12 protein-coding genes are annotated in these 13,142 nt (G+C 76.5%); 2 read left to right on the forward strand and 10 right to left on the reverse strand.

Features of this window, described 5'->3' with window-relative positions:
* Positions 1-31: 31 nt before the first annotated feature.
* Positions 32-1,468, reverse strand: coding sequence for an MBL fold metallo-hydrolase (locus AB0G63_RS38235; protein WP_360760241.1), 1,437 nt, complete (start codon positions 1,466-1,468; stop codon positions 32-34).
* Positions 1,469-2,452: 984 nt separating this feature from the next.
* Here AB0G63_RS38235 and AB0G63_RS38240 point away from each other — a divergent pair.
* Complete coding sequence (locus AB0G63_RS38240; RefSeq protein WP_360760244.1) at positions 2,453-3,817, forward strand: phosphoribosyltransferase family protein; 1,365 nt, start codon at positions 2,453-2,455, stop codon at positions 3,815-3,817.
* 136 nt (positions 3,818-3,953) lie between these two features.
* Here the strand turns inward: AB0G63_RS38240 and AB0G63_RS38245 are convergent, their stop codons facing one another.
* Genes AB0G63_RS38245 through AB0G63_RS38285 form a run of 9 tightly spaced genes read right to left on the reverse strand, consistent with a single transcriptional unit; the run spans position 3,954 to position 12,018 of the window.
* A complete protein-coding gene (locus AB0G63_RS38245; RefSeq protein ID WP_360760246.1) occupies positions 3,954-4,580 on the reverse strand; it encodes a V-type ATP synthase subunit D in 627 nt (208 codons plus the stop codon).
* Between the two features lie 4 nt (positions 4,581-4,584).
* Positions 4,585-5,982: a V-type ATP synthase subunit B gene (locus AB0G63_RS38250; RefSeq protein WP_360760249.1), complete on the reverse strand. Its 1,398-nt coding sequence runs from the start codon at positions 5,980-5,982 to the stop codon at positions 4,585-4,587.
* On the reverse strand, positions 5,979-7,745 hold the full coding sequence (locus AB0G63_RS38255) for a V-type ATP synthase subunit A (RefSeq protein WP_360760252.1): 1,767 nt from the start codon (positions 7,743-7,745) through the stop codon (positions 5,979-5,981). Before AB0G63_RS38255 ends, AB0G63_RS38250 begins: the two co-directional genes overlap by 4 nt.
* Positions 7,733-8,299, reverse strand: a complete 567-nt coding sequence (locus AB0G63_RS38260; protein ID WP_360760254.1) for a hypothetical protein — start codon at positions 8,297-8,299, stop codon at positions 7,733-7,735. The genes AB0G63_RS38255 and AB0G63_RS38260 overlap by 13 nt, the downstream gene beginning before the upstream one ends.
* Entirely contained in the window at positions 8,296-8,727 is a 432-nt protein-coding gene (locus tag AB0G63_RS38265) for a hypothetical protein (protein WP_360760257.1), read from the reverse strand. The genes AB0G63_RS38260 and AB0G63_RS38265 overlap by 4 nt, the downstream gene beginning before the upstream one ends.
* A gap of 1 nt (position 8,728) precedes the next feature.
* The gene (locus AB0G63_RS38270; RefSeq protein ID WP_360760260.1) at positions 8,729-9,154 is read right to left on the reverse strand and encodes an ATP synthase subunit C; all 426 of its coding nucleotides are present in this window, start codon (positions 9,152-9,154) and stop codon (positions 8,729-8,731) included.
* Positions 9,151-10,593, reverse strand: a complete 1,443-nt coding sequence (locus tag AB0G63_RS38275) for a V-type ATPase 116kDa subunit family protein (RefSeq protein ID WP_360760263.1) — start codon at positions 10,591-10,593, stop codon at positions 9,151-9,153. The genes AB0G63_RS38270 and AB0G63_RS38275 overlap by 4 nt, the downstream gene beginning before the upstream one ends.
* The gene (locus tag AB0G63_RS38280) at positions 10,577-11,503 is read right to left on the reverse strand and encodes a hypothetical protein (protein ID WP_360760266.1); all 927 of its coding nucleotides are present in this window, start codon (positions 11,501-11,503) and stop codon (positions 10,577-10,579) included. The genes AB0G63_RS38275 and AB0G63_RS38280 overlap by 17 nt, the downstream gene beginning before the upstream one ends.
* Positions 11,476-12,018: a hypothetical protein gene (locus AB0G63_RS38285; RefSeq protein ID WP_360760269.1), complete on the reverse strand. Its 543-nt coding sequence runs from the start codon at positions 12,016-12,018 to the stop codon at positions 11,476-11,478. Before AB0G63_RS38285 ends, AB0G63_RS38280 begins: the two co-directional genes overlap by 28 nt.
* Positions 12,019-12,216: 198 nt before the next feature.
* On the opposite strand from AB0G63_RS38285, the gene AB0G63_RS38290 reads away from it, so the two are divergent.
* Positions 12,217-13,077, forward strand: a complete 861-nt coding sequence (locus tag AB0G63_RS38290) for a CBS domain-containing protein (protein WP_360760271.1) — start codon at positions 12,217-12,219, stop codon at positions 13,075-13,077.
* Positions 13,078-13,142: the final 65 nt, after the last annotated feature.

Raw genomic sequence — 13,142 nt, forward strand, 5'->3', positions numbered from 1 at the left:
CGGCGCGGCCCTTGCCGCGCCGGCCGACGGCTCACCGGACGAGGACCCGCTCCCCGGAGCGGGGGACGACGGCGGTCCAGCCCAGGGTGCGGTCGATCCGGTCGCGCAGCGCCTCGGCGGCCTCGGGCTCGCCGTGCACGAGGTAGGTGGTGTGCGGGGCGGGGGCGTCGCGCAGCCAGTCGACGATCTGTGTGGCGTCGGCGTGGGCGGAGAAATGGGGCACGTCGGCGACCTGGGCGCGCACCGGGACGTACTCGCCGAACATCTTCAGCGCCTTCGCCCCGTCGACGAGGTCACGGGCGCGCGTGCCCTGCGCCGCGAAACCGACGACGACGACGGAATTGCGCGGGTCGGGCAGCAGGCGCCGCAGATGGTGCAGCACCCGGCCGCCGGTGGCCATGCCGGAGGCGGAGACGATGACGGACGGTCCGTGGGCGTGGCCGAGGTCGATGGATTCCTGCAGCGAGCGCACCGTCCTGAACGGTTCGGGGCGGAGCGCCGCCGTGCCCACCTCGGTGATGTCCGCGCGCAGTTCCGCGGACCCGGTGGCAAGGGCGTCCCGGTAGACGTCGAGGGCGGCCAGGGCCATCGGGCTGTCTACGTACACCGGCACCGCGGCCGGCAGCTTGCCCGTGCGGCGCAGTTCCGCGAGCTCGTGCAGGACGACCTCGGTGCGGTCCAGGGCGAACGCCGGGATCACGACGGTGCCGCCGCGGGCCAGAGTCGCGGTGATCACCTCGGCGAACCGGGTCCGGCCCTCCTGCTCCTGGTGGCGCCGGTTGCCGTAGGTCGACTCCATGAGCAGGACGTCCGCGCCGGAGAACGGTTCGGCGGGACGCAGCAGCGGGTGGCCGGGGCGGCCCATGTCTCCGCTGACGGCGAGGGTGTGGCCGTCCTCCAGGGTGAGGTGGGCCCAGGCCGAGCCCAGGATGTGGCCGGCGGAGTGCAGGGTGAGCCGGGTGCCGGCGGCGATGTCGACGGACGTGCGCAGCGGCACCGCGTCCACGAGCTTCAGGGTGCGGTCCACGTCGGAGTCGTCGTACAGCGGCTCCGCGGGGAGGTGCTTGGACCAGCCGTGTTCGTTGGCGTGCTGGGCGGCCTCCGCCTGCAGCTTGGCGCTGTCGCGCAGCACGATCTCCATCAGCCGCGCGGTGTATTCGGTGGTCACGATGCGGCCCCGGAAGCCCTGGCGCACCAGCCGGGGCAGGTATCCGCAGTGGTCGAGGTGGGCGTGGGTGACGACGACCGCGTCGATGTCCTCGGCGTCGCAGGGCAGCGTGCGCCAGTTGCGCCGGCGCAGGTCGGCGACGCCCTGGAAGAGGCCGCAGTCGAGGAGGACGCGGGCGTTGTCGCTCTCGACCAGGAACTTGCTGCCGGTGACCGTGCCGACACCGCCCAGGAAGCTGAGCAGTGCGGGCCGGGCCGGGGTGGCCTGCCGGTCGTCGGTCGCCGGTGCAGCGGTGGTCATGATGTCGCTCTCCTCAGGTGATCGGGGCCGATCGGCCCTGGCGGGCAGGTGACCGCCGTGGTGTGCTGGAAGTTGACGGGAAGGACCCGGCGAAAGACGCGGAGCAACGGCCCTCGGGCCGCGCACCGCGCAATCAGGATCCGCGAGAAGCGGATGGGTCCTTCCCGCCTTGCTGTTTGCGGCCGCGGGGAGCCGCCGCGCGGTGGTGGGCGTCTCGTCCTCGTCCTCCATCCGGTCCGCGGGCGCGGTGACCGGTGCCGCGACGGGCCCGGGCAGAGCCCGGCCGACGAGGTGTCAGCGGCCGGACAACGTGGGCGACGAGCCGCCCGCACGGCCGGCACGACTTCATCACGGGCATGACATCCACCCGGCACGCGCCGACCGCCCGGGGACCGTGCGGCCTCATGGCGTACGGCCACCCGCGCGGCTCGGCCGTGGCCGGGTCGGGCCGGTGGATCCGGTGGATCCGGGCCTGCGCCGCAGGCCCGCCGGATCCACGGCCCCCGCGAGTGCCGACGGCCCACGGCACGACCACGATGTCCGCGTCCGCTCCAAGAACCACCGACCGGCCCGGGGCGCCGTCGCGCTCAGCGAGCGTCGTGCCCCGAGGCAGCGGCCGTGCGGCGGTCCGTTCCCGCTGCCGGGCGACGACCGCCGCGCCGGAGCCGTCGTCGCGGGCCGGGCCGTCGGCGCCGGTGGCCGCGACGCGGGTGGAGACCACCATGGTCTGTCCTCTCCCTCTGCTGCTGTGCCACAAGACTGCGGGGCCCGCGACGCCCTGACATGGGCCGAAGGGGCCCGCGCCGGGGACCGTGTGTCCTCCCGGCCCGCCGGGTCGCCCCGATGGGTCCACGGCTCCGGCGGCGTGCGGGCCGATGGTCCCTCCGGGCCGGACCCATGCGCCCCTGCCGTGATCGTCCGGAACGGGGGTCGAATGGGGAGAGGCGGGTGCCGCCGACGCGGTACGCGCATGAGGAGGTGCCCATGCGGTACCAGGACCGCACGGAGGCCGGTCTGCGGCTGGCCCATCGTCTGGCGCACCTGCGCGGTCAGGACGTCGTCGTGCTGGGACTGCCGCGGGGTGGAATGCCCGTGGCCTACGAGGTGGCCGGGGAACTCGGCGCGGCCCTGGACGTACTGGTGGTGCGCAGACTCGGTGTGCCCCGGCAGCCGGAGCTCGGCTTCGGCGCGATCGGCGAGGCCGGGGTGCGCGTCCTCGACGGCGACGTGGTCCGCCGCACCGGGCTGGGCCCCGCCGAGCAGGCCGCCGTGGAGCGGTCCGAACGGGCCGAACTGGACCGGCGGACGCTGCGTTACCGTGCCGGCCGCGCGCCGGTGCCGGTGGCGGGGCGGGCCGTGGTGATCGTCGACGACGGGCTGGCCACCGGCGTCACCGCGGAGGCCGCCTGCCGGGTTGCGCGTGCGCTGCACGCCGCCCGGGTCGTCCTCGCCGTGCCGGTCGGTGCCGAGTCCACCGTCACCCGGCTGCGGGGCGCGGCGGACCAGGTGATCGCCCTGCAACGGCCGCCCCGCCTCGGCTCGGTGGGCGCCTGCTACCGCGACTTCGCCCAGGTCGGCGACGCACAGGTGACCGCCCTGCTCGAGCGAGCCGCCCGCGCCGCGCCGCCGGCCGCGCCCCGGCTCGACCCCGGTGCGCACGGGGATGTGGAGGTGCGGGTGCCGGCCGGGCACGTGCGGCTGGCCGCACGGCTCGTCGTCCCCGAAGCGGCCCCGGCGGTCGTGGCGTTCGCGCACGGCACCGGCAGCAGCCGGCACAGCGCCCGCAACCGCTACGTCGCCGGCGTGCTGAACCGGGCCGGCCTGGGGACGCTGCTGCTCGACCTGCTCACCGCGGACGAGGAGCAGAACCGGCACAACGTCTTCGACATCCGCCTGCTCGCCCAGCGCCTGCACGCCGCCACGCTGTGGCTGCGGCACGAGAAGGGCCTGCCGGTGGCCTACTTCGGGGCCGGCACGGGCGCCGCGGCCGCGCTGGAGGCCGCCGCCGTGCCGGGTGCCGACGTGGTGTCGATCGTCTCGCGCGGCGGCCGTCCCGACCTGGCCACGCCCGCCGCCCTGGCGCACGTGCGGGCGCCGACGCTGCTCGTCGTCGGGTCCGCCGACCCCCGGGTCCTCAGCCTCAACCGGCTAGCCGCCGACTGGATGCACTGCGAGCACCGGATCGCCGTCGTCCCCCGCGCCACCCACCTCTTCCCCGAGCCCGGCACCCTGTCCACGGTCGCCGAAGCAGCCCGCGACTGGTTCACCACCCACCTGCCCCCTACCGCACGCCGGCACGCCGCTGCCCGGAGCGCAGTAGCGACTACGGTCCCTGACACCGGCCGGTAGGCCGGAAGGCCGCAGGCCGGAAGGCCGCAGGCCGGAAGGCCGCAGGCCGGAAGGCCGCCAGGCCGCAGGCCGCAGACCGGAAGGCCGCAGGCCGGAAGGCCGCCAGGCCGCAGGCCGCCGTTGAGGCGGGTGGCGGTCAAGGGGCTGGGGGTGGCCGCTGGGGGGTCGCTGCCCAGCGTCTGCGTACCGCGTCCTCGTGTTCGCTCTGTTCGAGTGCCGCGTCCGCGCGGGCGAGGGCGGCCTCCAGGCGGGGGACCCAGTGGCGGCGCAGCGCCCGCACCCGGCGGCCGGTGCTGAGCACCTCGGCGCCGACGGCCCGGGCCGCGGCTCGGGCGGCGGCGTACTCCGCGGCCGCGCGCACGGCGTCCGCGTAGGCCGACTCGGCGTGCACCAGCGCGGTGTTCGGGGGCGCCGGCTCGCCCGGCTGCCGTCCGGGGACCGTGCAGGTGGCGCGCCCGGGATGCCGTACGCCCATCGTGGACGTCCAGGAGACCTCCAGCTCGGCCGGGCGGGTGCGGGCGAGGGCGTCCAGGGCCTCCTCGCCGCCGAGGAGCAGTCCCCGGCGCAGCCACGACTCCGCCTCGCCCAGCCGTCGGTGCCAGTGCTCCCGCGCGACGCGCTCGGCCTCCGACAGTTCCTGATGGCGGGCGCGCAGGATGCGCAGCTTCTGGTCGAGCAGGTCCGCGCCGCGCCGCGCCGCGCCCAGGCTGCGGCGCAGCTTCATCCGTCCGGCACGGCCGGGCGGCACGCGCAGCTGGGCCATGGCGTCACCCGCCTCCCCGCGCGGGTTCGTGCGCGTCGAGGAACTCGGCCGGGAGCATGGCGAGTTGGCTGCGCGGCAGGGTGAGCAGCACCTGCCAGGCACGTTCCAGCGTCTGGTCCAGGGTGCGCAGTTCGGCGCTGCCCTGGTCCACCAGGCCGTGGGCGAACGCCTCGTCGAAGGTGAGGTAGCCGCGGTCCACGGGGCCGAGCGCCGCCTGCCCGACGAGGTCGGCGAGTTCCTTGACCTGGCGCGCGCGGGCCAGCGCGGACAGCAGCTGCGCGGCGACGTCGAGGTGGTCGTCACGGGTACGGCCCGGCCCGGCGCCCTTGCGCATCAGCCGCGACAGCGACGACAGCGCGTCCACGGGCGGGTAGACGCCACGGGCGTGCAGGTCGCGGGAGAGCACGACCTGACCCTCCGTGATGTAGCCGGTGAGGTCGGGGACGGGGTGGGTGATGTCGCCCGCGGGCATGGTCAGCACCGGCAGCACGGTGACCGAACCCGGCAGCCCGCGGATGCGTCCGCAGCGCTCGTACAGGGACGCCAGGTCGCTGTAGAGGTAGCCGGGGTAGGCCCTGCGCGCCGGGATCTCCCCACGGGCGGCGGACACTTCGCGCAGCGCCTCGGCGTAACTCGTCATGTCGGTCATCACGACCAGGACGTGGCGGCCGACGGTGAAGGCGAGGTGCTCGGCGACGGTGAGGGCGATGCGCGGGGTGAGGATGCGCTCGATCACCGGGTCGTCGGCGGTGTTGAGCAGCAGCACCAGTTCGCCCGCCGCGGAGCGTTCCTCCAGCGCGTCGCGCACGAACGCGGCGTCGGCGTGGGTGACGCCCATCGCCGCGAACACCACGCAGAACGGCTGTCCGCCGGCCGTGGACTGGGCGGCGATCTGCGCGGCGAGTTCCAGGTGCGGCAGGCCGGCCGCGGAGAACACCGGCAGCTTCTGCCCGCGCACGAGGGTGGTGAGGGCGTCGATGGCGCTGACGCCGGTCAGCACGGGCTCGGCGGGCGGCTCGCGGCGCACCGGGTTGACGGGGTTGCCGCCGACGGCCGAGGTGGCCGCGCCGAGCACCGGCGGGCCGCCGTCGAGGGGTTCGCCGCGGCCGTTGCAGACCCGGCCCAGCCAGCCGGTGCCGACGGGGACGCGCAGGGGCGTGCCGGTGAAGGCGGCGCGGACGCGCGCCGGGTCCATGCCGCCGGTGTCCTGGAGGACCTGGACCACGGCCGTGCCGCGGTCGACCTCCAGCACCAGCCCCTGCCGCCGCTCGCCCGAGTCGAGGGTGAACAGTACGAACTCGTCCCAGCCGACCCCCTCGACCTTGTCGACGACGGCGAGGGGCCCGCGCAGCTCGCGCACCGAGGTGTACTCGACGCGGCCCCAGTCCTGTGTCTCGTTCACGACACCTCCGCCAGCCGGGCGAGCATGGCCGCGCCGAGTTCGCCGGCCTTCGCCGCGTCCTGTGGGCCGGCCTCCTCGCGGGCGCGCAGCACGGGCGAGAAGTCGGCCTCCTCGATACGGGCCGGCGGCACCCCCGCGTCGGCCAGCTCGCGGCAGCGGGCGATCACCGCCAGCACGGCCTCGGCCAGCGCGGCCGTCTTCTCCGGGCCGCTGTACGCGTCCCGCGCGGACAGGGCGCTCTGCTGGAGTACGCCTTCCCGGACGAGCCGTCCGGCCAGGACGCTGACGCGTTCCTGGGCGGGCAGCGCCGTGATGCCGACCAGGTCGACCAGATCGGCGAGCCGGTCGGCCTCGGCGAGCACCTCGGCGACGCGGGCCCGGCGCGCGGGCCAGTCCGGATCGTCGGTGCCGGCGTGGTGGGCGCCGATGGTGCCGGCGTCGCGGGAGAAGGACTCGGCCCAGGAGACGGCCGGATAGTGCCGTGCGTAGGCGAGATCGCGGTCGAGGGTCCACAGGCAGCGCACGAAGCGCTGGGTGTGGGCGGTGACCGGCTCCGCCATGTCGCCGCCGGGCGGGGACACCGCGCCGATCACGGTGACCGAGCCGGGGCGGCCGCCGAGGGTGGTGACGGCCCCGGCGCGCTCGTAGAACGCCGCGATGGCGGAGGCGAGGCCCGCCGGGTAGCCCTCCTCGGCGGGCAGGGCGCCGGTGCGGGAGGCGAACTCCCGCAGCGCCTCCGCCCACCGTGAGGTGGAGTCGGCGATGACGACCACGTCCAGGCCCATGTCGCGGAAGTACTCGGCGACCGTGACGCCGGTGTGGACGCTGGCCTCCCGCGCCATCATCGGCATGTTGGAGGTGTTGGCCACGATGACCGTCCGGTCGGCGAGCCGGCCTCCGGTACGCGGGTCGGTGAGCGCGCCGAACTCCTCGATGACGTCGGCCATCTCGTTGCCGCGCTCGCCGCAGCCGACGTAGACGATCACGTCGGCGTCGCACCACTTGGCGATCTGCTGCAGCAGCACCGTCTTGCCGGTGCCGAAGCCGCCCGGTACGGCGACGGTGCTGCCGAGCGCCACCGGGAAGAGCAGGTCGATGACCCGCTGCCCGGTGTGCAGGGCGCGGCCGGCGTCCCGGCGTCCGCGGACCGGGCGGGGCGTGCGGACGGGCCAGTGGGTGGTCATCCGGACGTCGGTGCCCGCGTCGGTGCCCACGACGGTGGCGACGACCGCGTCCTCGGGGTGGCGGCCCGCCGCGACGGGCCGTGCCACCGTTCCCGCGCAGCCGGGCGGCACGAGCACCCGCACCGGCACCGGGCCCGCGTCGCGGATCTCGCCGAGGACGTCGCCGGGGGCGACCAAGTCGCCCTCCGTGGCCAGGGGGACGTACTCCCACCGCCGCGCCGGCCCGCCGGAGCGGCGGCCGGCGGCGCCCGGCTCCAGCCAGGGGCCCGCGTCCGCCAGCGGGCGCAGCAGCCCGTCGAAGACGCCGCCGAGCAGCCCGGGGCCGAGGGCCGCCGACAGCGGCCTGCCCAGCGGACGGACCGGCATCCCGGGTGCGAGGCCGCCGGTGTACTCGTACGCCTGGACGGTGACGACGGTGTCGCGGATGGCGACGACCTCCCCGGGCAGCCGGGCCTCGCCCAGCTCGACCAGGTCGTACATGGCGGTGCCGGGCACGCCCTCGGCCTCGACGAGGGGGCCGTTGACCCGCAGGACGCGGCCGGTGCCGGTCAGGGTGCCGGTGCCGGTCAGGGTGCCCACAGCCGCTCCGCCTCCACGCCCGTCCGCTCCAACGCCCGGTGGGCCAGCGCGGCCAGGCTGCAGTCGATGCGGCGTCCCGGGGCCTCGCCGGTCACACCGCCTCCGGGGGCCTCCGTCACGACGGCGTCCGGGCCCAGGGCCTGCCGTACGTACGCGGTCAGCCGTTCCCGCAGCCGCGGGTAGGCGTCGGTGCCGCGCAGCTCCTCGACGCCCTGTACGATCTGCCGGCCCAGTTCCTCCCAGCACTCGCGGCGGGCGGCGAGCTCCCGTGCCCGGGCGGTCCTGCGGGCGCGGACGCGGGCGGCGGCGCGGACGTTCTCGGCGTCGGCCGCGCCCTGCCGCCGGGCCTCGGCCAGGATCTCCGCGGCGCGGGCCTCGGCGTCGCGGAGCGCGGCGGCGGCGTCCGCGTCGGCCGCCGCCAGCAGGGCCTCGGCCTCGGCGCGGGCGTCCCGCAGCAGGCGGTCGCGCACCGGCTCGAGGGCCGCGTCGGCCCGGGCGGGAAGCGTGGGCTTCGTGGGCTTCGTGGGCTTCGTGGGCCTGGTGGCGGCGCTCATGACGGCATCACCGCGGTCAGCGGTCCGGTGTCGTCGAACGGTTCCGGGCCGAGCGCGGCGGCCGCGGCGGGCGTCATGATCACCAGCCCCACGTCCGCCGGGATCCTTTCCCGGGCGGCGCGCACCGCCGGCGGATCCTCCGCGGCGAACACGTCGACGCCGGCCGCCGTCAGCCCCGCGACCCGCACCCACTCCCCGATCGCCGCAACCCGCGACCGCCCGTCCCGCCGGCCCTCCCACGGCCCCTGCCCCCCGGCGACGAACGCCTCCGGCTCCACTCCGCCGCCCCGGCCGACGGCGTACGGGTCACCGTCCCCGGCGGCGGCGACCTCTGGCGCGGCCGGCCCTTCGCCGCCTCCCTGCGATGTCGCGCCGTCACCGGTATGCGGCGCGGTGCGCCCGGTCAGGGCGTCGTTGTCGGCGGGCATGTCAGGATTTTCCGATCAGGAGGATGGCTACGACCAGGCCGTAGATGGCGATGCCCTCGGCGAGGCCGACGATCACCATGGCCCGGCCGAAGAGTTCGGGGCGTTCACTCAGCGCGGCCAGCGCCGCCGCGCCGGTGTACGCGACCGCGACGGCCGCGCCGATCGAGGCCCCGGCGACCGCGATGGCGGCTCCGATGAGGGCCGCCGAGCTGGAGCCGGAACTCTGCGCCGCCGCCGTCGTCGCCGCGTCCGCGTGCGCCGAGCCGCCGCTCAGCCCAACCACCAGGAGCGCCAGGGCGCCCGCGAACAGGGCCGCGTCCGCCGCCAGGACGGACCGCAGCACGGCCTTGCTGCGGCGGCGCAGCAGCCGGTGCGTCACGGCGAACGCCCCGACGAGCGCCGGCAGTGCGATCAGCCAAGCGATCATGTCGTCACCTCCGTGCTGTGCAGTGCGGGCACGTCCTCGTGCTCGGCGGTCCGCGTGGGTACGTGCCAGGGCCGGAACGGCCGCCCCTCGGCGTCGAAGACGCGGGAGAACAGCTCGTAGAACTCCAGGCGCAGGGCCTGGACGCCGGCCACCAGCGCCTCCAGCGCGAAGGCGAGCGCGTTGCCGGCCAGGAAGACGACGGCCGCCGCGACGAACGCCGCGGGCCCGGATCCCGCGAGCGCCGTGGTGCCCTGCCAGACCATGGCGCCGAGTGCGGCGTGGGTCAGCCCGAAGGCGGCGAGCCGGGCGAAGGAGACGGTGTTCGAGCCGATGCGGATCACCACGTCGAACAGCTGGATGCCGGTCTGCAGGGCGCCCGCGGCGCCGCCTCCGGACGCCGTGAACAGGCCGGTGCCGGCCAGCGCCAGTCCGGTCACGGCGAGCAACGCGCCCGCCGTCAGGAGCACGGGCGTGTGCAGCGCGACGCCGCCCGCGAGTCCGCCGAGGCCGAGGAAGACGGCGGTTCCGGCGATGCCGGAGGAGGCGTACAGGGCGCGGCCCGGGCCGCCCTCGCGCCACCGGTTGACGATGCCCGCCGCGTAGGCGAGGGCGAGCAGGACCGCGCCGAGGGCGATGGCGCTGCCCAGCAGGCGCAGCGGCTGGTCCAGCGGGTTCAGCCACAGCACCGGCAGCACGCCGGTGGGGCCGAAGAACTCCCCGTAGGCGATGCCGGCCAGGATGCTGGTGACTCCGGCACCGGCCAGGAACGGCCACACCTTCCGCAGCGGCGCCAGGCGGCGGACCCGGCCGGAGCGCAGCAGCAGCGCGCCGAGGAGCAGCAGCAGTCCGTGGCCGGCGTCGCCGAACATCATCCCGAACATGACGACGTAGGCGATCCCGGCGGGGAGGGTGGGGTCGACGTCGGCGTAGGGGACGGTCCCGTAGGTGCGCACCAGCGGCACCAGGGAGCGCCGCACCGTGCCGTGCTCGGCCAGCCGGGTCGGCGGATCGGTTCCGCACGGCGGCCGCAGCGGCACCACGGCGCCTCCGACGTCCGCGAGCAGGCCGGTGAGCCAGGGCACGTCGGCGGCGGGGCACCAGCCGGCGAGCGCGGCCACGTCGCCGTGCAGCACGGCCGCCTCCCGGTGGGCCTGAAGTTCCGCCTCGCCGGCCAGCAGGTCGGCCCGGCCCTGACGCACGAGCGTGTCGAGGTCGGGCTCCGTGGCGGACAGCAGCGGCCGGGCGGGCCGCACGCCCAGTGCCTGGAGCCGGCGGGCGGCGGGGCCCGGGGCGCCGCGGTCGGCGTCGTCGGCGTGGTCCAGTTCTACGCAGCCCGCGTCGGCGACCCGCACCAGGGTGTCCCGCAGCGCCGCGCGGGGAGCGACGACGGCCACCCGCCGCATCCGGGCCGGGGTCAGGGAGTCAGCCCATGAGCTCATCGAACGCCTCCAGCGCCCGGCCGCCCTGCGCGGCGCACTCCAGGCCGGCGCGGACCCGCCAGGCGTCGACGCCCAGCGCGGCGGCCGCGGCCACGACGGGTGAGGCGTCGAGCCGCGCCCGGCGCAGCATCCCCAGGGCCTCCCCCTCGACCGCGGGCCACCAGCGGGCCTCGGCCCGCCACAGGTCCTGCGGCCGTTCGACGTCCGCCAGCGCCCAGCGGGCCGGGGCCGCCAGCCGGTCACGGAAGCCGGTGAACGACGGCGCGCGCAGGGCGGCCGGTCCGAGCAGCGACGCGGCCTGCCGCCGGGCGGGCCCGGTCAGCCGCAGGCCGGTGAGATGGACCTCGCGGGCCACCAGCAGCGCGGCCTGGCCCGCCGCCCAGCGGGCGGCCCACGGCACGTTCGCGGCGGTCCGGGCGGCCGCGGACAGCCGCATGCCGGTGACGACGGCGGCCGGTGACTCGGCTCCGGGATCGCCCCAGGCGGAGGTGGCCAGCACGGCGCGCAGCCCGGCCGGGGAGGTGGTCCGCGACAGCCGCGGCCACGCGGTCGACAGCGCGCCCAGCCGGTAGGGGGCGCGACGCGGCGCGCCGGACAGGGCGCGCAGGTGGTGCCGGGTGTTCTCGATCTCGAAGGCGGAGGCCAGCAGGCGTACGGCGACGGTGCCGGGCCGCGGCTGCCATCCGGCGAGCACCCGCAGCTGCCACACCAGGGCCTCCGACACGGCGCGCTGTGCGTCGGCGGCGCCGGCCGTCACGTCGAGTCCGCGCCGGTAGAAGGTGCCGGCGAGTTCGCGCAGTGCGTCGGACAGGCTCGGCGCGGCGGCCAGGCGCCGTGCCGTGTCGGGTCCGGCCCGCCCGGCGGCCATGGCCTCGGCCCGGGTCACTCCCGCGACCCACCCTGCGCCCATGGCGTCTCCCGGTGTGGTGCTTCGGGCCGTTTCCCGGCGTCGTCGGTGTCCGGGGCTCCGGTCAGTTCGTCCGTCGCCCGGGCCACCAGCCGCGCCGCCAGGTCCGGCATGCGTGCGCGCGCCCGTTGCCGCAGGTCCGCCACGGCGTGTTCGGCGGCGGCGTCCGCGCGGGCGGCCTCGGCGGCGGCCTCCTGGCGGAGGCGGGCCGCGGTCTCCTGGCGTACGCCGAGGGCCTGCTCCTGGGCCGAGCGCACGATGCGTTCGGCACGCTCGGCGGCGGCACGGCGGCGGCGAGCGGCCTCGCGGGCGGCGGCCTCGCGGATCGCGGCGGCCTCGGCCGCGGCGGCCTCGGTCGCGGCGAGCGGGGCCCGCAGTTCGGCCGCGAGTTCGGCGGACCGGTCGGCGGGAACGGCCCCGCCGGCCGCCGGACCGGGTGAACCGGCCGGCCGGAAACGCGCGAGGAACGCGCGGAAGTCCGGCATGAGCACCTCCCGGCCCGCTCGATGACCGCTCACCCTCTTGGGATGTCCTCCTGCCTGGGATGTCCGCCTGTCCTCGGATGTCCTCGAATTCCACGGTACGGAGGTGGCGCGAGGTGTCCACAGGGGCCGGTTGACCTGGGCAGGGGGCCGTGCGGCCCCTGTGGTCGCGGCCACCGCGGCGGGAAGGTTGCCTCGGAGGACTCTCGACCCTGCGTACGGCGGGAGGTTGCCATGGATGACCGAGACGCACGCGAAGCCGGTACGGCGTCGGCTGAGGCCCGTCGTGGGGTACCGGGCCTGGCCCCGAAACCGGCGGAGGAGTTCCGCCAGGACCTGATGGTGCGTTACCTGCAGGCCATGGCCTCGCAGTCGGCGGAGGCCGCGGCCCGGGAGCCGGCCGCGACCGCCGCCGCACGTGCGGACGTACAGCCCGCCGCCCACGCGATCCCCGTCCCGGAGCTCCAGGTGCGGCACGTGATGCGGCGGACCGTCGCGGGGATCACCGCGGACACGCCCTTCCTGGAGGTCGCCCGGCTGCTGGCCCGTGAGCAGGTCGGTGCCGCGCCCGTGGTGGACGCCGACCAGCGCGTCATCGGGGTGATCGCGGAGTCCGATCTGCTCGCGCGGGCCGCGTCCCTCGCGTCGGACGAGCGGCCCGGCACGTTCGAGCGGCTGTTCGGCCGACGGCAGGCCCCCGAGGGCGACGGCGGGACGGCGGCCACGCTGATGACGGCACCGGCGCTCACCGTCCACCCGTGGACCCATGTGCTCGAAGCGGCCCGTCAGGCAGCCCGCTCCCGCATCCGGCAGATCTACGTGACGGACCACAAGGGCACGCTCGTCGGCGTCGTCAGCCGCAGCGAGCTGCTGCACGCCCTGGTGCGGGAGGACGCGGCCATCCGCGAGGAGGTCGTCTCCAAGGTCATGAAGGAGGAGTTGGGGATCGACCCGGCGCAGGTGGACGTACAGGTCCGCAACGGCACGGTGACGCTGAGCGGCTCGCTGGACGCGGAGGCGGTCCCGCGGCTGACGGAGGCGGTGGCGGGGATCCCGGACGTGGTGGAGGTGGTGGACCACCTGATCGCCGTGTGAGCGGCCGGCAGCGCGCGGCCCCGTCCCCCGGTCGTCCAAGGTGACGTACAAGGTGACGACCGGGG

The sequence above is a fragment of the Streptomyces sp. NPDC020996 genome (assembly GCF_040641355.1).
Lineage (GTDB): Bacteria > Actinomycetota > Actinomycetes > Streptomycetales > Streptomycetaceae > Streptomyces.